The organism is Candidatus Phytoplasma solani, assembly GCF_040126175.1.
Taxonomy (GTDB): domain Bacteria; phylum Bacillota_I; class Bacilli_A; order Acholeplasmatales; family Acholeplasmataceae; genus Phytoplasma; species Phytoplasma solani_A.
In genome coordinates this window covers 420,612-442,183 of the sequence record NZ_CP155828.1, presented here as the reverse complement: position 1 = coordinate 442,183, position 21,572 = coordinate 420,612, and the positions used below count along the sequence as shown (strand labels likewise).

The window sequence follows — 21,572 nt, the reverse complement described above, 5'->3', positions numbered from 1 at the left end:
TTTTAAACCCCTTTTTTTTGTTTTTTTTTTTTTTTGAAAAAATAGTTGTTTGGATTTTTAGAATAATCATTATTTTTTTTCACTATTTTTATAAGGAATCTAAAAGATTTTCTTTTGTAATTTGTTCAAAGACACTTTTATTAACCTTAGAACGAATACGAAAATTTTCCTTAGTAAATGGCTTTTCTTCGCGAGCTTCTATAATTTTTTTGGCAGCAATCACCCCCAAACCATCAAGACAAAGTAAAGGCATTCTCAAATAATTATAGTTTTCTATTTGAAAAACACTAATATCTGATTTATTAAAATCAACACTTAAAAATTTAAAACCTCGTTGCAACATTTCTTTAGCAATTTGGAGAGTGTTAATTAAAACTTCATCTTTTGCTTTAATTTTTTTACTAGTTTTTAATTGTTTTAATGTTTCAATTTTTTTTCCAATGATTGTTACATCATTACTAATCATAATTTTATGATCAAATTGTTCTGCTCGCTTCGAAAAATAACCACTATAAAAAATCAAAGGGGCATAAACTTTGAACCAAGCAATTCTTAAAGCCATAATAACGTAAGCAGTAGCATGAGCTTTTGGAAATAAATATTTTATTTTTTCAGCTGAATCAATATACCAGTTTTCAACTTTTCCTTCCATCAGAGTTTTATAAGATTGCCAAGTTTTTGAATCACTTTGTGGTTTTCCTTTGCGAACAAATTCCATAATTTCAAAAGCTTTTAAAACATCAATTTCTTTTTCTTGTAGTTGTAACATAATATCATCACGACAACCAATGATATCATCAAAAGAAATATTTTGGTTTTTATATTTTTCGAAATCACCTGTTTGATTAATAACATCTTTAGCATTTTGATGCCAAACATCAGTTCCGTGGGAAAGCCCAGAAATTTTAACTAAATCAGCAAAATTAATCAAATTTTTATGATTATTTTTGATATCTTTAAGCATTTGTTTAACAAAAATAGTTCCAAATTCTGGAATCCCTAAAGAATCAATAGTAATTGTTTCATTTTGAGAAGAAGTTATTTTCAGGTCTTCACAAAATAATTTATAGACTTGAGGATCATCTAAAGGAATATCTTGGGCTTTTTCAAAAGGAAATCTACTTGGATTTTTTTTGACACAATCCATTAAAAATTTTATCATCATAGGATCATCATGACCTAAAATATCTAATTTAAATAAATTGTTCTCAAAAGAATGATAATCAAAATGAGTAGTTTTCCATTGAGAAGTGGTATCGTTGGCTGGAAATTGAATCGGAGTTATTTCATAAATGCTTCGATTTGGTGGCACAATGACGATACCACCTGGATGTTGTCCAGTTGAACGCTTTACCCCTTCTATTTTAGTTGTTATTTGCGATATTTTTTGTTTACGCCAGTTTCTTTTGGTTTCTTCAACAAAACCCATGACATAACCATAAGCATTTCTTTTGGCGATCGTTTGAATGGTGCCAGCCCGAAAAGCATGTTTTTCACCGATTAAACTTTTAATATAATTATGAGCTTGATTTTGATAATCACCTGCAAAATTAAGATCAATATCAGGAGTTTTATTACCTTCAAAACCTAAAAATGTTTCAAATGGAATATCGTGCCCGTCTTTTTTGAAAGGAGATTGACATTTGGGACAGTTTTTATTTTCTAAGTCATAACCTGAAAAAACTTTTTCTAAAGCCTCATAATAATTTTGTTCTTTTAAAACACCATATTTTGCCTTTTCTTCAGGCTTTAATTTGATAATAACATAACAACAATTAGGACAATGATAATGCGGTTTTAAAGGATTAACTTCAGTGATATCTAACATGGTAGCTACTAAAGAAGAACCAATAGAACCCCTAGAACCAACTAAATAACCATCTTCTAAAGATTTTTTAACCAATAAATGGGACAAATAATAAATAGGAGCAATTTCTTGATTACTTTTTGCGTCGTTGACATCACCAATAATGTTTTTTAACTCTTGCTTTAATCTTTCCTTAATCAAAGGATGAGGATTTACGCTGTATAATTTTTGAACTTTTATTTGAACTAAACGTTGAATTTCTTTTTTAACACTTGGTATATTTAAAACATCTTTAAAAGAATCATCTTTCAAAGAAAATAGCTCTTTAGTGAAGGGTTTAATTTTTGTGATTTTAGAATTAAGTAAATGAGTGTTATCAATAACGATTTCACGCGCTAAATTATCATTTTGTAAAAAACTAAAAGCATCAATCATTTCTTTGGTAGTTAAAAGATGGTTATCCGGTAAATAGTCAGTGTCATATTTAGATAATTTATGCAATCCCCCTCCTACTTGTTTCGCGCTTATATAAATTTGGCGATAATCTTTTTCCCAAGGGTGGATATAATGAACATCTCCAGTTGCAATAATTATTTTATTTTGATTTTTGGCTTCTTCAATGATTTTAATTAAAGTTGAATGAATGATTTGTTTTCCTTGAGATCCTAATTCAAAAAATAAATGTTTGTAGGCTTGAGGCGGCTGAACTTCAATATAATCATAAAAAGCAATTGCTTTTCTTAATTTTTTAATATTTGAATTTAAAGCTATTTCAAAAATATTACTATTATAACAACCACTACCAATTAAAAGACCTTTTCTATATTTAATTAAACTAGATTTTAAAACTCTTGGTATTTTATGAAAATCATTTGTTAAGGCTATACTTAAAAGTTCAAAAAGATTTCGATAACCTTTTTGATTAGCTACTAAAATATTGATATGATAAGCCCTTTCATATTTGGGGTCAATTGGATCTTTTAAATCGAAAAAATTCGTAATTACTGAATTTTTAGGATCTTTATTGGGAACTGATAATTGATCTATCATTTTAATAAAAACTTGAGCTGTTGCGTTAGCATCACTTAAAGCACGGTGATGACTTTCCATTTTAACTTTGAAAACAGTAGTTAATCTTTTTAAAGAAAAATATTTTAAAAATTCACTGAAATAACGTTGCGATAACGCCATGGTGTCAATTACTGGTTGTGGGGTTAATGTTATATTTAATTCTTTTGTTTTTTCTTTTAAAAAATTCATATCAAAAGTAGCATTGTGAGCGACTAAAATACAATTTTTAATAAAATCTAAAAAATTCGGTAAAACTTGTTTAATTGTATTTTGCCCTTCCAACATTTCATCTGTAATATTTGTGATACTAATAATAGTTGGATTTAGTTTTTCTTGTGGATTAACTAAAGCTTGAAATTCTTCAATTTTTTGACCTTTCTTAATTTTGACTCCAGCAATTTCAATAATTTTATCTCGTATACTTGAAAAACCAGTTGTTTCTAAATCAAAAATAACATAGGTAGCTTCTTTTAAATTAAAGTCTTGAGTTAAATTATCTTCTATTTGATTAGTAATATAAATTGGTTTTTCTTTGATGAAACCTATTTCTAGTCCGTAAATTGGTTTAATCTTTTTGCTTTTTGAATATTCATAAATTTCAGGATAAGAATAAATACCGTCATGATCGGTAAAAGCAATTGCTTCATGCCCCCATGATTCAGCTGTTTGTAAATATTCTTTAGCACTATTAATAGCGTCTAAATTAGACATTTTAGTGTGGGTATGAAATTCGATTCTTTTTTTACCTTGAATACCGTGATCTTCTCTAATTGGAAACAAAGAAGATTCATTTAAAATCTTAATATCGTTTTGATTGAAAAGTAAATGGACATCATCCCAAATATTATATTCAACTTTGGCTTTGATTTGAATTTTTTGATGAATTTTAATATTATGATTTAAAAATTCTTCTTTTTTTTCTTTTGATACTTTTGATTTAATTAAAATAGCATCTCTATCTTCAATCGAAAAACCATTATTTTCTTCTAAAACACAACTAAAATAAAATTCTTTCCAATTATATTTACGAAAATTACTTTCTGTAATTGATTGCGACAAAAGACCTTCAATTATAAAAGTTGTTTTATGATAAATTTTGTTGTTTTTGTCATAAAATTCTTCTTTAGATTTGGGGATGTCTTTAATTTTTACCTGATTGTTTTGATTTTCTTCCATTTCCAAGCTAAAATATTTTTTAATAGAGTTTTGATTAGTATTTATTTGGTTTGTTGTTAACTCTTTTTGAGGGAATAGATTTATCATCTTTTCTTTGTTTTGTTTTATTTTAATTTTATCATCTTTTTCTAAGATAAAATTATTTTGGAAACTATAAAAATAGCTGAAAAACTCTTTTAAAAGATTAATTTTATTATTTAAAATTGAAAAAGTTTCAGGGTTGACAGAAATTATAAATTTTTCCTTTTCAAATTGAATCTGATAATTCTCATTTTCGAAAAATTCCAAATCTAAATATTTTTTTTTAAATTTAGCTTGAGAAAGAATATAACGATAATAACTTTGCGCTAAAGATGATAAATAATCAAAATTTTTGAAATGTATACGATATTCAATTGTAATAACATTTTCCTTTGATGGATTATGTTTTTGACATTTTTTTTCCAAAAAAAGTTTTAATTTTTCTAAAAAAGATGATAAATCATTAACAAAGGGTAATTTTTGAAAACTAATATGCAAAATCCATTTATTTTCTTGGCTTAAAATAGAGACTTTTTGTAATTGAGGTTTTTGAAAATAATTTTTATCGAAACTATTTTCTTTTATGAAATGTTGAAATAAATCAATAGACATGCAAATTACCACCTAATTTTATAAAGATAAAAAAACAATATTTGGTTTAAAAAAAAGTATAAAATAAATAAAAAACCACGTGAAATCCCATGTGGTTTTTTATTTATTATTTTAAGATATAATTATTTCATTTATTGAATTTATGGTACTGATGATCGGATTCGAACCGACATGAGAATTACTCGCTTGATTTTGAGTCAAGTGCGTCTACCATTCCGCCACATCAGCTTCAAATATAATAAAATACTATACCTGTATATTATATCAAAAAATTTAATTTATTATATTTTTTTCAAAATAATAAAAAGTTTTTTTTAATAAAAAAAGTTTATTTTGAAACATTATTAAAAAAAATTACATATTTCCCAAAAAAGGAACACCTAAAATTCTTAAACTTTCTTGAAGGACAATTAAAACGGTTTTGATTAATAAAAGATTAGTGTTTTTAATTATTTTATCTGTAGATAAAATTTTTTCTTGTGCGTATAAACCATTAACATTTTGCGTTATTTTAACGAGATATCTAGCTAAAATACTTGGCATTTTTTCATGTTGACTTTTTTCTAAAATCAAAGGAAATTGACCTAATAGTTTGATTAAAACAAAATAATGATTTTGTTGATATATTTTTTCATCAATTAAACTAAGATCTATTTTTTCTTTTTTTAAAAGTGAATTAAGACGAGCAGCTGTATATTGCAAATAAGGACCTGTTTGACCTTTGAACTGTAAAATATTTTCAAGATTAAAATCAATATCTAAATGCCTATCATTTTTTAGATCATTAAAAATGATAGCTCCAACAGCAATTTTTTGAGCAGTTTCTTCCACATTAGATAAAGACGGATTTTTGTCTTGGATAATTTTTTGTGCTAAGTGAGTCGTTTGTTTGATAACATCCATCAATGTAGTAAATTTATGATGTCTTGTCGAAATTTTTTTGCCATCCATTAAAACTAGACCAAAATTAATATTTTCTATTGTAACATCCTGATATCCCATTTTTTGGATAATTTGACTTAATTGACGAAAATAAAGTTTTTGTTCATTACCTACTACATACAAAATAGTTTGACAGCGATAAGTTTTGTAACGATATTTAAAAGCAGTTAAATCTCTAGTTAAATATAAAGTACTACCGTTAGTTTTCTTAACCAGACCAGGAGGCAATTTATCTAGTTGTATTAACAACATTTGATCTTCTTGTTTTAAAAGTCTTTTTTGCTTTAATTCTTCTAAAAGATCTTCTATTTTATCGTTATAAAAAGATTCTCCCAAAAAATAATCAAAAGAAATCCCTAAAATATCATAAATTTTACAAAATTCACGCAAAGAAACATCACGAAAATAGTGCCATAATTTAAGATATTCTTGATTTTGTTTTTCTAATTGTAAAAAAGCTTCATTAGCTTCATCGTTAAGTGATTGATTTTCTAAAGCTTTTTGATGAAAAAGCAAATAGAGTTTTTGTAATTCATTAATCGGATTTTTTAAAATTTTTTCTTTTTGACCCCATTTTTGATAAGCGACAATCATTTTTCCAAATTGAGTGCCCCAATCTCCTAAATGATTAATTCCTATCACTTTAAAACCTAATTTTTTATAAATATTTTTTAAAGCGTTGCCAATAACGGTAGAACGAAGATGACCTACAGAAAAATTTTTGGCAATATTAGGTGAAGAATAGTCAATGACTATGGTTTTATCCTTTTTTTTTTGACTACCATAGTTATTTTGAAGTTGATTTATTTGTAATAAAAGATTTTTTGATAAAAGTCCTCTTTTTACTTTGATGTTTAAAAAACCATTTAAAAACATTATTTTTTCTATTTCTTCTTTTATAATTAATTCTTTTTTGATAATATCAAAAATTAAAGAAGGTTTGGAATTTTTGTTTTTGGCATAAACAAATAAAGGCAAGGAAAAATCAAAATCACAATTATTGATTTGTTCTTGTAAAAAAATATCTTGGTTTAAAAGATCTTTTATCATCTTTTCTATTTTTATTTTGATAGCTTCTAAAGTCATTTTGATAATTTTCCTTTTATTTTGTTATATAATCTAGATCTAGAATAAGAGTATTGTTTACAAAAAAAGAAACATAACCATTATAAAATAATTATAACATTTTTTTTTGACAATGACAAGATTTTTTTGTTAATTTTTGTTAATTTTTAGTTTATAATTAATAACAGTAATACTTTAATATTACAAAAAACTGAATGGAGTATTATTCATAAAAATCACAAAATTAATTAAACTAAACGAAAAACATTTTTTTAAAGATTTTTTTAGAAAAAAAAATTTACTTTCAATTTCCTTAGTGATTATTTCTTTTATCACTTTAATTTGGGGAATAGTTCATAGTTGTTTTCAAAACCATTTACCAGAAGTCGATTATTTTCAAAATATTTTTAACTTTACTAGACAAAGTGTTTTTTTAATTTTTATTATCGCCCTTTTAACTTTCTCTAAATATAAAACGAAGCAAATTTATTTCAATTTGAGTTTTGTTGCTTTAATAAATATTTTAATCGTAGGATTAGTTTTTGGTAATTTTATTCGTGATGATAATCAATCTTATGTTTCTAATGAATCAATAATTGCCTTAACTGCCCATTATTTACAATATATCTTGTTACCTTTATTTTATTGTTTTTATTTTTACCAAAAAAAACTTACTTTTGTAACTTGGAGGAAAGGATGGTTAGTTTTGATTCATCCTTTTCTTTATTTTTTGATCTTTTTTCTTCTTTCTCTAAAATTTAGTGTAAAATCACCCTTTATCATTCCTGATTTTTTAACAAATAATTTTTTAAATTATTTTAAAATTTTTATCGCCTTTAGTTTTTTAACCATGGTTTTAATCGGAGTTAGCAAAATTAAAATTAATTTTATTTTAAAAGCTTTAATGTTGGTTTTGGTTTTCTTTTTAACTTCAGTTATCCCAAGGGAAATAAGTGATTGGAATCACGCTAAAGAATTAATTTTACATCCCCAACAAATGGGTTCTTCTCTTTTTCCTGAAACACAAGAAATGGCTTTACAAATGGTTAATTTAGTTTTAGATGAAAACCAATCTTTAAAAGATAATGAAAAAATTTTAGAATTAGGTTCAGGAAGTGGTAACGTAACTAAATATTTAGTGGAAAAATTCGGAGAAGAAAAAGTTATTGCTCTTGAATATGATTCAGATTTATGTCAAGTTTTAAAAAATAAATATCCAAAATTAAAAGTTATTCATGGAGATGCTGCTGATTTTATAAATTTATTAAAAGATAATAAAGAAGCAACTAAAAACATAAAAGGGATAGTTTCTACCCTTCCTTTAAGTAATTTTTCAAAAGAACAATTAAACAAATTAAATGAGGGTCTTTCAAAAGTAATAAGGGCCAATAACATTAAATTCGTAGAATATCGTTTTTTACCTTTTTTACGCGAAAAACACCTTATTGAAGGTGTAGAAGAAAAAACCAATATTTTAAAAAACCGATTTTTTGTTTCTGGTTTAATTATACCGACTAAAATTTTTATTTTTGAAAAAAATATTTAATACATAAAAAGTAAATAAAAAGAGAAAAGTTAACTTAAAAATAATAAGTTAACTTTTTTTATATTTTATCGATAAAAAAAATTTTAGAAATTAAAAAATTTTGTTTTTGCATAAATATTTTTTTGCAGAAATTTGAATTTATTGAATAATTTTTTTGAGTATGGCTAAAATCATAAAAATTAATTGTTTGTTTTCTATACCGTTTAAATAACAAGTTGTTAAGTACAAATAATTTAATAGTTGACCTCCTTCTCTAAAAAAATTCAGACGTTAAAAGAGATTTTAAACAAATGATAGTTTTTTCAATCTCATAATAAGCTATTATTTTTTTTATTCAGAAGTATATTGGCTTTGTTTTTATGCCACCCCCAACAAAACGCGGTCCAAAGCTTTTTCTAAAATTATTAAATCAATAAATTCTTTTTGTTCTCTAATAGCCAAAATTAAAGCTTCGTTCAAAATAGCAGCTAATTGAGCCCCATTTGCACCTTCAGTTTGTTTGGCTAGTTGTTCAAAGTCAATATAATTATTTATTTTTTTATTACGAGCATGAACTTCTAAAATAGCTTTACGAGCTTTTAGGTCAGGTAAATTAATTTTAATTATTCGATCAAATCTACCAGGACGAAGTAAAGCAGGATCTAAAATATCGACTCTATTGGTAGCAGCAATAACAATGATTTGATGTAATGGTTCAAAACCATCCATTTCAATTAAAAGCTGGTTCAGAGTTTGATCTTTTTCACTATTATGCAAATTCGACCCTCTTTTGATTCCTAAAGCATCTATTTCATCAACAAAGAGAACGCAAGGAGTATTTTGTTTTATTTCTTGGAAAAGATTTCTAATACGAGCCGCTCCAACTCCAACATACATTTCAACAAATTCTGAACCTGAGGTGGCGTAAAAAGGGAAGCCACTTTCTCCAGCTAAAGCTTTGGCGAGTAAAGTTTTTCCAGTTCCCGGAGGACCCTCCAATAAAACACCTTTGGGAATAGAAATTCCTAAATTTGTGTATTTTTGAGGATTTTTTAAAAAATCAACTAATTCATATATTTCTTCTTTTTCTTTTTTTAATCCAGCAATATTTTCAAAATTTATTTTAGATTTATTTTGATAATTTTTTTGTGAAAAATTTCTTTTCGGATAAAAAAATTGTTTTTTAAGTTGAATTACAATATAAAACATAAAAATAAAAGAAGATAGAAAAAGGATAAAACTGATATATAATTCTAAATAATTAGTTTTAGTAGTTGTTGTGACATTTTTTAAAAAAGATTTATAATAATTGATGTAATATAAAAGAAAATTATAAAAAGAAACAGGAATGTAACAATAATATTTTTGTTTTGAATAATCTTGGGCTTGAATGAGGTAATATTCTTTAAATAAGTAATTATTATTATTTTTATAAATATAATGAATTTTTTCAATATTGTTTTCTTGGATTTTTTCGATTAATTCATAAAAATTAATTAAAATCGCGTCTTTTAATTGTTTTTGTTCTTTGATGAAATAAAATATTTCTGAAAAAGTAATGACTAAAAAAATGAAAATAGTAAAAATCATAATAAAAAAGATAATTTTGTTTTTTAAAAAAAAATGTTTGAAAAACACTAAGTATAAACTCCATGTAAAATTTGTGAAAAAATATTAAACTTTAAAAAACTAATTTGTTGTAAAATTATATAAAAAATTTAATTTATCTTTTAGACGGAAATTAATTAAATAAAGTAGGACTCCAATAAAAAGGTTATTGATGATTACAGATAAAAAGCTATAGATGACATTTAGTAAATCAGAATAACCTATACTTTTCATAATTTTAGTTAAAATAGCGCTTTGATCTTCTAAAAAATGTTCTTTTAGTAAATCAATAAATAAAATGCTTGCGCTAATTTGAACTATACTAATAATTGTCAAAGCAACAATTAAAGACCATTTTTCAAAAAGTTGATTTCTTTTTTTTTGATAAAACAAACCAGATATGCAACACACAACATAAGGCAAAAAAAACTTGTAAATAAAAATTTGAAATTTGAAATTTTGATCGTGATTATGTTTATGACTTGATAATAATATTTCCATAATAAAATATTCGAAGGCATAGTGAATTACAAGATATGCTAAACTAGCAAAAAAACTATATTTAAACCCAAAAAGAAAACCGATTAAAATAATAAAAATTAATTCGATTTTAAACAAAGAATATTCACAAGAAGATCCGAAATTGATGGTGTATCGAGAAATTAATTCCAAAAAAAAAGTTAAGAATAATAAAAAAGACGTCGCAATAATTTTTTTTAAAATATTTTTTTGGCTATTTAACATAAAAATATCCCTTTTATTTTATGATTTTACTTCTGGGTTTTTAGGAAAAAACTGATAATTAAGTTTTTCTTCTAAAATGCCTTCTTTTAATAAATTTAAAAAATCATCATTAGTAGCATCAAGAATAAAAAGGTTAATATCAATTTGGTCTAAAACTTTTTCTAAATGCTTAATTTGATAGATAATTCCTTCAAAAAATTGACAAAAATATTTTAAATTATCCTCTTTGTGAAAAAAATCGCCGATTAAAGATAAATTTTGAATTTTACCAAATCTAATATCTAAAAATATTTCTAACATCCCCCATGAAAAGCGTTTTTTAAGTATTTTAGTGTGATGTGGTTGTTCTAAAGAAATAAATTCAGGCAAACTATATTTTAAAGCGTCTTCTTCTATTACTTTTAATTCTTCTTGATTTAATGAATATGTTGTAACAGTCAAAGCTTGAATGAGATATTGTATGAAAACTTTTTGCGATATTTCTTGAGGAAGAAATTTTTTAAGATTGGTTACTCTTGAACGAATGCTTGCAATTCCTTTTGAAATTAGTTTTTGGTCATTGGGGGTAATAACATTAATCATGGTATTAAAATCACAATCATAAAGTAAAGTCCCGTGAGTCACCATCCCATTTTGATTTTGTAAAAAAGCATTTCCAGAAATTTTTTTACCTTCCAATAAAAGATCATTTCTACCACCAAAAACAACATTTAAACCTAATTTTTGTAAAGCAAGAACTATTTTAGATAAATAAGGTTTAAAACTAAAGTTTTTGTCTTTTTTAGCGATAATACTAAAAATCGGTGTTTGTGGATCGTTATAAACACAACCGCCACCTGTAGGTCTTCTAAATAAAGGAATTTGATGTTTTTTAAGATAATCTAAATTAACTTCATTTTCAATAATTTGATTTTTACCAACTACAACCCCTTTAATTTTCCAAAGAAAAAAATAGCTTTCTTGCGGATTTTCTTTTAATAAATGATTAAGAACGTAGGATTCTAAAGCATAGTAAAAATAAGGTTTTAAATCACAAAGACGATTAGTTTTAATTAAAATCATAAACTATAAATTATTATCTCTTTCATTGTTTTTAAATTAACTACTATCTTTCAATTATATTATAACACTTATTTATTTTTTTAAGTTTGGGAATTACAGATTTTTAGTTTTGTTTTAAAAAATTATAACTTTATTTTGCTATAAATGAATGCTTTGGTGACAAAAGTTAGCTAATTGGTTATTATTATGAGAAAAAGGGTGTTATTTTTCCAATTTTAATCAATTGTGAGAAATAATGTTTACATGATTATGAAATAAGTATGTAAATAGAATGAAGTGTTTCGGTAACTTTAAACAATTAAGTTTACCCTTATTTTAAACCATACTGTCATTCATTGAAGGTTTTAAAAAATTTGAATTAAAAGATAAATAAAAGAAAAAAAGAGACCTTTAAAAGTCTCTTTTTATCAAAAATTATTTTCCAAAACTAAATTATTTTTTTCTTGTTTTTTTAGTTGGGTTCTTTTTCTTAGTTGTTTTAATAATGAATATAATTAAAGAAAAAATAAAGATAACAAGTAAAGTTACACACAAACATATTAATAATTTTTGCTTTTGTGTTGTTGGAGTTACTGGAACTTTTTGATTTGCTTGAGGAGACTTTTCTGCGTTATTAGATGTTTCCTTATTTTTTCCTAATGCGCCGCTTAAGGATAAAGTTATTCCGTTGCATAAGTTGTATAAGCCATTTACTATTGTTTGCAAAAGTGTTTTTTGAGTTATTTCTTTTGAATTCACACTTTGTTCTTGAATTTGTTGATCTGATGTTGGATTTATAGTTGTTGAAGGTTTATCTTCGGAATTAGTTTTTTCTGAAGTTGTTATGTTTTCAGCAAAAGTTTTTACATAGTGTATACCGTTTTTTATTGAAGTTGTTATATTATTTGCGATGTTTTTTAATTTTTCCATGAAAGATGATAAAATTGATGAATTATTTTCTTGAGGTTTATTTGAGGTTGTTATATCGTTTTCAGATTTATTTGTTTTTGAATTTTGATTTTCTTCTTTTTGTTTTTCTTTAATTTGTTCTTCTAAAAAAGTGTTAGTTTGTAGTTGTTTTTGAATTTTAGTTGTTTGAAAGTTAATTTGAGTTTCTTGTTCTTGGAGTTTAATTCTTTGTTCTTGAAGTTGATTGTCTTTATTTTTTAATTCTGCTTCTTTATTGCTTAATTTTGTTTTAAATGATTCAATATCAATGTTTAAATTCGATATTTCGAGTTCTTGTTTTTCAAATTGTTCTTTTGAATTATCGATTTCATTATTTAATTCTTTTTTTTTATCTAATGTTGAATTTATAGTTTTGCATATACCGTCTACTATTGGATCTACTATTGAAGTTTTTGCATAGTGTATATCGTTTTTTATTGAAGTTTTTATATTATTTGCGATGTTTTTTAATTTTTCCATGAAAGATGATAAAATTGATGAATTATTTTCTTGAGGTTTATTTGAGTTTGTTATATTGTTTTCAGATTTATTTGTTCTTGAATTTTGTTCTTCTTTAATTTGTTTTTCTAAAAAAGTGTTAGTTTGTAGTTGTTCTTGAATTTTAGTTGTTTGAAGGTTAATTTGAGTTTCTTGTTCTTGGAGTTTAATTCTTTGTTCTTGAAGTTGATTGTCTTTATTGTTTAATTTTGTTTTAAATGATTCAATATCGATGTTTAAATTCGATATTTCGAGTTCTTGTTTTTCAAAGTCTGCACTGTTTTCCATCGATGTTATTGTAATTTCTTTGTCTATTGATGGATTATCTTCTTCTATGTTTATTGGCATACAATTATTTTTTTCTATTTCCTCCGCCATTATAACTTTAGAACCAAGTAAAAAAGTAATAATAAATGTAATAATAAATAATTTTTTAATTTTTAAGTTAAAAAATAAATTATTAATCTTATTCATACAAATCCCTTCTAATTTAATTATAAATTTTGTATTTACGCTTTCTTATCTATTTAAAATCCCCATCCATAAAGATTTTTCCATAAAGAAAATTAATACCAATCACCATTATACACCAAAAAAAATAAAAAACAAGTTTAACGCTAAAAAAAATTAATTTTTTGATTTTTAAATTAAAAAAGTGTATAGCCAATGGGTTTTAGTGCGTAAATTAGTTGTATTTACTATTTCTTATTATTTTCTTTAAAATCATAATTTTTTTATAAATAAAGTTAATGCTAAACAGCATTATATAAAAAAAATTATCACTCAAAAAATCATCAGCAGTCCACTTGCTTTTCATTTTCTTTTTTTAATTTTACAATTTAGATTAGTGTCTAAAAAAAAATTAAAAAAGTATTTTATGAACTTATGATAAATTTTAGAGGTGAAAAAAGCAATCCAATATAATTTAAAAAAACATTTTATTAAGCACTAAATTTTTTTGATGTGTATTACTAATATATTAATTTTTTTATTTTGATAGGAATTAATATTATTTCGAGATTATAAATTTTTTAGTTAAAAAACTTTCTTGATGATATCAAGTTAAAACCTTAGTAAATTAATTTTTCCGAGCGTTAAACTTGTTTTTTTTTTTTTTTGATGTATAATTTTAATTATAGTAGTTTTATTTTCAAAAATTGCTAGATTTAAAAAATTTTATTTGTGTAACGACAACATTTTTTTTATTTTGATAGGAATTAATATTATTTCAAGATTATAAATTTTTTAGTTAAAAAACTTTCTTGAATTAAATTTTTTTGAATTTGTAAAAAATTTTAAGAAACTTGATGATATCAAGTTAAAACCTTAGTAAATTAATTTTTCTGAGTGTTAAACTTGTTTTTTTTTTTTTTTGATGTATAATTTTAATTATAGTAGTTTTATTTTCAAAAATTGCTAGATTTAAAAAATTTTATTTGTGTAACGACAACATTTTTTTTATTTTCAAAGAAAGGAAAAATTTTTAGTAAATGAACAAAAGACAAATAAATTACAAAAAAATATTAATTTATGGAATACCAATTTTATTATTGCTTTTAGCAATGATAGGTGCCCTAGGTCGGTATCAGGGTTGGTTTAATGTGACACCACATAGGAAAAAGTTAGATTTAGAAGCTGAAATAAGACGTTTATGTAACAACGAAGAGGGTACTTTTGATAAATTATTAGAAGACATTGCAGAAATAAAATATAAAACTTATCCTCGTTTATTTCTTGATTCAATAAAGAAAGAAAAAGAAATAGGTAAATTGAAAAAGAAATTTAATAATTACAAAAATGAAATCAAACAAAAATGCGAACCTGAAAAAGCAGCGGAAGAACAAAAAGAAACTGAAGCTAGAACAGCAAAAGATAATTTAACAGGGGAAATTAAAACTTTAAAAGAAACCACTATTCCGAATAAAGAAACACAAAGAGCAGCGGAAGAACAAAAAGAAACTGAAGCTAGAACAGCAAAAGATAATTTAACAGGGGAAATTAAAACTTTAAAAGAAACCACTATTCCGAATAAAGAAACACAAAGAGCAGCGGAAGAACAAAAAGAAACTGAAGCTAGAACAGCAAAAGATAATTTAACAGGGGAAATTAAAACTTTAAAAGAAACCACTATTCCGAATAAAGAAACACAAAGAGCAGCGGAAGAACAAAAAGAAACTGAAGCTAGAACAGCAAAAGATAATTTAACAGGGGAAATTGCAGAATTACAAAACCAAATTAGCCTCAAAACACAAACACAACAAGAACAAGCAAACATAGAAACTGATGCACAAAAGAAAAAACATGAATTTATTTCATTTTTTAACTTTTTACAAAATGGTGACCCAACACAAACATTACAATTACCAACAAAATTAAACGAATATAAAAAAGAATTAACTAGACGACAACAAGTATTAGATAACAAAACAAAAGAGTTAAAAAAAGAGTTAAATGAAAAAGAACAACAATTAGAAGAAAAAATGCAATTAAGAAAATTATTAATTGCAACCCAATTCTTAAAACAATATTACGTTGAAGTTAAAAACTTGTTAGCAAAACAAACTCAAATAAGCAAGATGTTTAGTCATCAAAGAGCTTTAAGTGAATTGGAATATTATTTCAAAGAAATAATTGAAGTAACAGACTCAATAACGAATACAAACAAAAAAGATGACGAAAAAATTAACAAAAAAATAACTCAAACTTTGGCATTTGTTAAAAAAATAACTAACGCTAATTTAGAACTTTTGCAAAATACCGATAAAAACGACATTTCCAAAAAAATTATTTTACCTTATGCACTCTGCAATAACAATAATGAAGAAAAATTATCTATTAATAACCAAAAATTTCCAGAAGAAATAAATTGTATTAATTCAAAAAATATTGTTGATGATAAAAATATCTTTTTTAAGTGGGATGACGAAATTAAAAGTAAGTTTGAAAAAGAATTTAACAATGAACAAAATAAAAAGTTATTGGAATTTAAGCAATTAAATTGGGAAAATTTTGAAAAAATTTTTGCTGATGAAAAATCTTTTATTAATAAATTCAGTCCAAATAATGTTAATAATGGTGTTTTATATCGTTTTTTTGTTATCGGCTGCGAAACTGTCTTTGTTAATAACGCCTATGACCCAAACTTAATTGATTTTTTAGAAAAAGTATTTGATTTTGGTTTGGAATCAAGAATCTAGTTTTTTATTAATGACAATTAAAAAAAAAGGAAAAAGAAAAAAATGTTAGAAAAAATAAAAAATAAATTTGTTTATGTTTTTATCTTTATTAATCTGATAATAATTATTTGTATTACTATTTTATTTTTTGATAACAAAAAATTAAAGAAAGAATTATATGGTGAATGTCAAAAAATTAAAGAAGAATTAAAACCACAAGAAGATTCGAAAACAAAAAACGAGCTTAAGCTTTTATTGGATAGTTTAAAATCAAAATCAACTGACAACAATTTTTTTTTTAAATTAAATGAAAAAATAAATTCTTTAGAAAATATAATTAAAGACAACGAAGAAGACGAAAAAACAGATGCTATTTTTAAACGCACGATAACAAGCTTTCAAAATTCTCTAAATGTGACTCAAAACAACGAAGAAAGGCAAAATTATGAACAATTGATTCGTTTAATTGAACAATTTCAACAAGGTGCTAAACTAAGGGACGATCTCAAAAATCAAATAGAAGAAAATCAAAATTTGATGAATATCACTCCATCTCTATCTCAAGAAAGCATGCAAAGTACTACATCTCTAGTTGAAAAAATCCAAAATTTAAAAGATGCTAGAAGTTATTTAAACAGTTATGCTCAAATTATAAGTATGCATTTAGAAGATGCAGAAAAATTAAAAAGCATTGAAGCCAAACCAAGTCAAAAAGCATTATTGAAGCAAATAACTAATATTTTAACTGAAGATTTAACTAAACAATTATTAAAATCAATTAGATTGAACGCAAGAAGAGAAATACCTAGGTTATTATCTCGATTAAACATACAACTAAATCAATAAAATTGTTGAAAAAGAAAGGTTTAAATATAGATGGAAAAAAATAATAAAAACGAGTCCGCTATACCCAAAAAAAATTGGCAGTTAATAATTATTTTTATTGTTTTAGTGTTATTAACTGTTGTAGCATTTGTCTTTGGTGCCATAGTTTATATTGATCATTTACAATCAAAATCACAACCTGAGTCTTTTCCAGAATCTCAACCTCCCAATCAAGAAAACGAAACCCCAGCTGGTGGACGCGGCAATTTAGGTTCTTTTGTTGATCTTTTTACTCCACCAGAAACCAATTATGAAAATTTTCCTGGTTTTGATGAAATACATGGTTTAAAAGAACCAATTGAACGCTTAAAAGAAATTTCTCATCGTTTTAATCCTAAAAATGCGAATTATTACAATCAAATAAGCCCCGAAAACCCGATGTCCTTCCCTAAAGGGGTATTATTTTATGGTCCTCCTGGTACCGGAAAAACTTTATTAGCGGAGTGTTTTGCTAAAGAATCAGAAATGAATTTTTATATCATTACGCCAAAACACACCTTAGAAGAAATTGAAAATATTTTTAAAAGAGCGCGTAAAAATAGTCCTGCCATCATTTTTGCTGATGAAGCCGAAGAAATTATTAAATCAAGAACTTCTAAAATGTTAGAAGAAGGGGATACTAAAAAAACCGATTTATTATTAGCTGAAATCGATGGGGTCAAAACCGACAAAGAAAATCCGGTTTTTTTTATGGGTGCAACTAATCATAAAGATAAAGTTGATTCAGCTATTTTATCAAGGTTAGAAAGTATTTATATCGGTTATTTCTCTGAAAATGAAAGATTAGATTTTGTCAAATTAATGTTTAAAAAGAAAACATTGAAAGTAGAACGACACGCCTTAAATGAATATTTACCGATTTTAATGCAGAAATTTAATTTTGCTTTAGAACATCCCGAAATGTTTGCTATTGCCTTAAAACATGGTTATTATATTCCCGCATTAGGAAAAACTGAAATCAAAGGTACAAGTGACAAAACACATCCTTACGGTAATTTATCCTCGATAAATGATGAGTTAAACCATTTGCAAATTAGAAGAGATTATGCATGTTTGCAATCCCCATCCATAAACGATAAAGCTTATAATCTTGAAGATTTAGAAAAAATTAAAGTCCATTTTTATGACCTTCTTTCAGGTAGAAAATTAGAAATGTTAGTAGAAAATGCTGGTTATAAAGCGGCTTTAAATAATCACAATCAAATTTTAATCAGTGACTTAGAAGAAGCTTTTAAAGATTTTTTTGGTTATCAAAAAGAATTTAATCAAGTTAATCAACATCCTAGAAATGATTCAAACAATTCAAACAATTAAAACAATTAAAACAAAAAAAATAATTAAAGGAGACAATCACTTAAATGAGTGTTAAACAAAGAAAAAATTTTCAAAAAAAAGTTTTTATTATTGTTATTTTTTGTCTTGTGATTGCTATTTTTATCAATTCTTTTTTTCCTTACCAAACAAAACACCAAATTTTTGGTGTTCAACCAGATGAAGAGTATATACAACAACAAAAGGATTGCCAAAAAAAACAAGCATATACTTGTTATTTGGAAGATGAAATAAGAAAATGTCCAACAAAAATATTTCAACCTTTCTTTAATACGAATGAATTTCAAAATTACTTTAAAAAAATAACTAAGAGTTTAAACGAAAGGGAAAACATAGAAGAAGTACAAAATAATTCCGAAATAGTAATTCAATTTAACAATTTTAAAGTTTTTGAAGGTCAAGAAAAAGAAATAACTTTATTTAATGATTTTATGGCAAACATTATTCTAGAATTCATTGACTATCATAAATCAATATTGAATTCTTACCAACAAAATTTGAATAAATTAGGTGATTTAGAAAAATTAGTAAAAGAAAAAGAAGAATTGCAAAAAAAAATTGAAAATATAAAAAAAACAATTCAAGATTTAAAGCAATTAAAAAAATTACAAACACATTTACAACCAGATAACTTTAATTTAAAAGAAGAATACCTCTACTTTGTTTGTGATAAGATGTTTGAATTATATCAAAATGAACAATATGATACTCCAAGAAAAGAAGCAAATTTAAAACGAACGCAAAGTTTTAGTCATTTAAAAGAATCAACTAATCTCCAATTTCAAATAGAATATTTACGTATTTTTCAAAAAACCTTAAAAGAAATAAGAGTTATTCAAAAAGAATTAAGTAAGAAATTATCATATTTTAAATATTTATTTCATTCACCTGAAGAGTTAAAAGAGTTAAGTGAAGGAAATGATGCTTCTTTATCATCAAAATTGCAAACAAAACTAAAAGAACTTAATTCATTTTCAAATAGCCAAAATGAAAATTCCATTAACCGATTAATTGAGAAATTTATAGAAAAACGTTTAGAAGACTTTAAAAATGAATCCACTACTTCACCCGAGTTAAAAGAAGCAATCAATCAAAATGATGAGTTTGTTAAAAACGCTAAAATTTTTTTAACTAATGAAATATGGCAAAATCAAGGGAATGATTATTCGTCCTCAATAAATTTTAATAACTTACAACTTGAACTACCCAACAATTACTCAGGGTTTAATTTAGGTAAATTAGAAATTATTAAAAGTATCACAAAAATAAACAATAGTTTGCTTGATGGTTCTGAAAATCATAACCATTCATTAAATTTCTTATATTGTAATAATTTCTATAACTTAAAAAGAAACCATGAATCAATTATCAATAATTTAAACGATATTTATAATGAATTATATAAATCATGGATGAAAAGACGTTATCTTTTAAAAGAAGAAGATAAAAATGAATTTACTAAAAGCATAAATCTTCAAAACAAAGTTGTAGGAAATTTATTAGAACTAGCCATTAATGAATTTAAAACAAATTATAAAAACAAAATTGAGGATCTTAACAATTATTTAAATTCTTTAAATAAAGATTTAGAAGAACAAACAAAAGATATAGAAGCAATTTATAAAGATCAAAGTAATAACCTAAGAGAAGTTTTTTTACAAAAAGAACAAGACGTAAAAGATAAATTAACTAAGGGGATTGAAGAGTTAAAAAATACTTTTATTAATCTTCCTTTGGAAGAGTTAACAAAAGTATATCCCGAAGATTTAAAAAAACTTTATGAAAAAATTACAAATGCGTTAACAAAAATCAATAAAGCTTCTCAAAATCCACAAGCAGAAAAAAATTTTTTTAGTCAATTTGTCGACAATTATTTTAAAAAAATTCTTCATTTTCAACATGTTTATAAAACCAAGAACACATATTTAAACAAATATAACAAAGATTTGAAAACAGTCAAAGAAAACATCTTAAAACTAAGGGAAGAAAAAATTAAACAATTAATACAACAACTTGATAATCCTTCGTTAACACCAAATAAAAAAGAACAAGAACAAGAACAAATAAAACAAATAATTGAATCTATAAACCCACAAGAAAACACTTCTCAAACAACAACTTATTCTTATCAAAATGTAAATTGGATGAAAGAATGTTTAACAAAATATAAAGATATATTAAACAACCAATTCCAAAAATTTGAAATTACTGAATTGACATCTGAAGAAAAAAGTTATTTAGACGAAGTTGTTAAACAAATTAACATTGAAATTAAAAAAGTTTTTTTAGATTGCCAAAAAGCTGAAAATATAAAAAATTCATCCCAAGAAAAATTAAAAAACCTTAGTGAATATGTTGTTGAAAAAATAAATATAGTTACATTTTTTCAACTATCAGATTCAACAACAACTTCTACAACTGATTCCCAACAAACATTTAATCAAGGAAAAGATGCTTTTTCGCTATTAAATGAGGCACATGAAAAAATAATCCCTAATAAAGAAGAATTAAATAATTTTATTAAATTAGAGTCAAATTTAAACTTTATTCAAGAAATTAAAAACTTAGAAACTACGAATAAAACAGTAAAAGAAAAAGAAGAAAAAATAGTTCTGAAGCATCAAGAAATAAAAAAAGCAGAAAACAAAGTTAATGAATTAACACAAGAAATTCAAACTTTAAAAGAAATCACTATTCCTTTTTATGAAAAAGAAAAAGCGGTGGAAGAACAAAAAGAAAAAGATGCTAAAACAGCAAAAGATAATTTAGCAGGGGAAATTAAAACTTTAAAAGAAACCACTATTCCGAATAAAGAAATACAAAGAGCAGCGGAAGAACAAAAAGAAAAAGATGCTAAAACAGCAAAAGATAATTTAGCAGGGAAAATTAAAACTTTAAAAGAAACCACTATTCCGAATAAAGAAACACAAAGAGCAGCTGAAGAACAAAAAGAAACTGAAGCTAGAACAGCATTACGAAATATAATATCAGAACAACAACGAAACGCTAATAATTTTCAAACAAATAAACAAAATTTTATTAATCAAAACAAAAGCAATTCAGATTCAAGAATTAATGATTTTTTTGAAAAATTAATATGAAGATTAACCTTCAGACAACA

Annotated in this window: 11 protein-coding genes and 1 tRNA gene; 5 read left to right on the top strand and 7 right to left on the bottom strand. The window is 24.6% G+C overall.

All coding sequences use genetic code 11. The annotated features are described in order from the left end of the window. Positions 1-88: 88 nt before the first annotated feature. The 3 genes from PSOL_RS02165 to argS all read right to left on the bottom strand — a co-directional run bounded on the left by PSOL_RS02165 (position 89) and on the right by argS (position 6,715). The gene (locus PSOL_RS02165) at positions 89-4,687 is read right to left on the bottom strand and encodes a PolC-type DNA polymerase III (RefSeq protein ID WP_349401719.1); all 4,599 of its coding nucleotides are present in this window, start codon (positions 4,685-4,687) and stop codon (positions 89-91) included. Between the two features lie 143 nt (positions 4,688-4,830). Then, positions 4,831-4,915 (bottom strand) — tRNA-Leu (locus tag PSOL_RS02160). A 126-nt stretch (positions 4,916-5,041) separates the two neighbouring features. After that, positions 5,042-6,715 carry an arginine--tRNA ligase gene (gene argS, locus PSOL_RS02155; RefSeq protein ID WP_349401717.1) on the bottom strand — a complete coding sequence of 558 codons (1,674 nt, stop codon included), beginning with the start codon at positions 6,713-6,715 and terminating at the stop codon, positions 5,042-5,044. Between the two features lie 295 nt (positions 6,716-7,010). On the opposite strand from argS, the gene PSOL_RS02150 reads away from it, so the two are divergent. After that, positions 7,011-8,240 carry an rRNA adenine N-6-methyltransferase family protein gene (locus PSOL_RS02150; RefSeq protein WP_349401715.1) on the top strand — a complete coding sequence of 410 codons (1,230 nt, stop codon included), beginning with the start codon at positions 7,011-7,013 and terminating at the stop codon, positions 8,238-8,240. A 357-nt stretch (positions 8,241-8,597) separates the two neighbouring features. Here PSOL_RS02150 and PSOL_RS02145 read toward each other — a convergent pair whose 3' ends face one another. The 4 genes from PSOL_RS02145 to PSOL_RS02130 form a co-directional block, all read right to left on the bottom strand. Then, on the bottom strand, positions 8,598-9,809 hold the full coding sequence (locus PSOL_RS02145) for an AAA family ATPase (RefSeq protein WP_349401713.1): 1,212 nt from the start codon (positions 9,807-9,809) through the stop codon (positions 8,598-8,600). 99 nt (positions 9,810-9,908) lie between these two features. Further along, entirely contained in the window at positions 9,909-10,571 is a 663-nt protein-coding gene (locus PSOL_RS02140; RefSeq protein ID WP_349401711.1) for a hypothetical protein, read from the bottom strand. Between the two features lie 18 nt (positions 10,572-10,589). Then, entirely contained in the window at positions 10,590-11,633 is a 1,044-nt protein-coding gene (locus tag PSOL_RS02135) for a lipoate--protein ligase (RefSeq protein WP_349401709.1), read from the bottom strand. Positions 11,634-12,065: 432 nt separating this feature from the next. After that, the gene (locus PSOL_RS02130) at positions 12,066-13,532 is read right to left on the bottom strand and encodes a hypothetical protein (RefSeq protein ID WP_349401707.1); all 1,467 of its coding nucleotides are present in this window, start codon (positions 13,530-13,532) and stop codon (positions 12,066-12,068) included. A gap of 1,016 nt (positions 13,533-14,548) precedes the next feature. Here PSOL_RS02130 and PSOL_RS02125 point away from each other — a divergent pair. From PSOL_RS02125 to PSOL_RS02110, 4 genes are all read left to right on the top strand, one after another. After that, on the top strand, positions 14,549-16,255 hold the full coding sequence (locus PSOL_RS02125; protein WP_349401705.1) for a hypothetical protein: 1,707 nt from the start codon (positions 14,549-14,551) through the stop codon (positions 16,253-16,255). A gap of 42 nt (positions 16,256-16,297) precedes the next feature. After that, the gene (locus PSOL_RS02120; RefSeq protein WP_349401703.1) at positions 16,298-17,080 is read left to right on the top strand and encodes a hypothetical protein; all 783 of its coding nucleotides are present in this window, start codon (positions 16,298-16,300) and stop codon (positions 17,078-17,080) included. A gap of 105 nt (positions 17,081-17,185) precedes the next feature. Continuing rightward, on the top strand, positions 17,186-18,433 hold the full coding sequence (locus tag PSOL_RS02115) for an ATP-binding protein (RefSeq protein WP_349401701.1): 1,248 nt from the start codon (positions 17,186-17,188) through the stop codon (positions 18,431-18,433). A 44-nt stretch (positions 18,434-18,477) separates the two neighbouring features. After that, a complete protein-coding gene (locus PSOL_RS02110; protein ID WP_349401700.1) occupies positions 18,478-21,552 on the top strand; it encodes a hypothetical protein in 3,075 nt (1,024 codons plus the stop codon). Positions 21,553-21,572 lie beyond the last annotated feature (20 nt).

Coding starts and splice junctions, on each gene's coding strand:
- PSOL_RS02165 (WP_349401719.1), bottom strand. CDS start 4,687: ATGTCTATTGATTTATTTCAACATTTCATAAAAGAAAATAGTTTCGAT.
- argS (WP_349401717.1), bottom strand. CDS start 6,715: ATGACTTTAGAAGCTATCAAAATAAAAATAGAAAAGATGATAAAAGAT.
- PSOL_RS02145 (WP_349401713.1), bottom strand. CDS start 9,809: ATGATTTTTACTATTTTCATTTTTTTAGTCATTACTTTTTCAGAAATA.
- PSOL_RS02140 (WP_349401711.1), bottom strand. CDS start 10,571: ATGTTAAATAGCCAAAAAAATATTTTAAAAAAAATTATTGCGACGTCT.
- PSOL_RS02135 (WP_349401709.1), bottom strand. CDS start 11,633: ATGATTTTAATTAAAACTAATCGTCTTTGTGATTTAAAACCTTATTTT.
- PSOL_RS02130 (WP_349401707.1), bottom strand. CDS start 13,532: ATGAATAAGATTAATAATTTATTTTTTAACTTAAAAATTAAAAAATTA.
- PSOL_RS02125 (WP_349401705.1), top strand. CDS start 14,549: ATGAACAAAAGACAAATAAATTACAAAAAAATATTAATTTATGGAATA.
- PSOL_RS02120 (WP_349401703.1), top strand. CDS start 16,298: ATGTTAGAAAAAATAAAAAATAAATTTGTTTATGTTTTTATCTTTATT.
- PSOL_RS02110 (WP_349401700.1), top strand. CDS start 18,478: ATGAGTGTTAAACAAAGAAAAAATTTTCAAAAAAAAGTTTTTATTATT.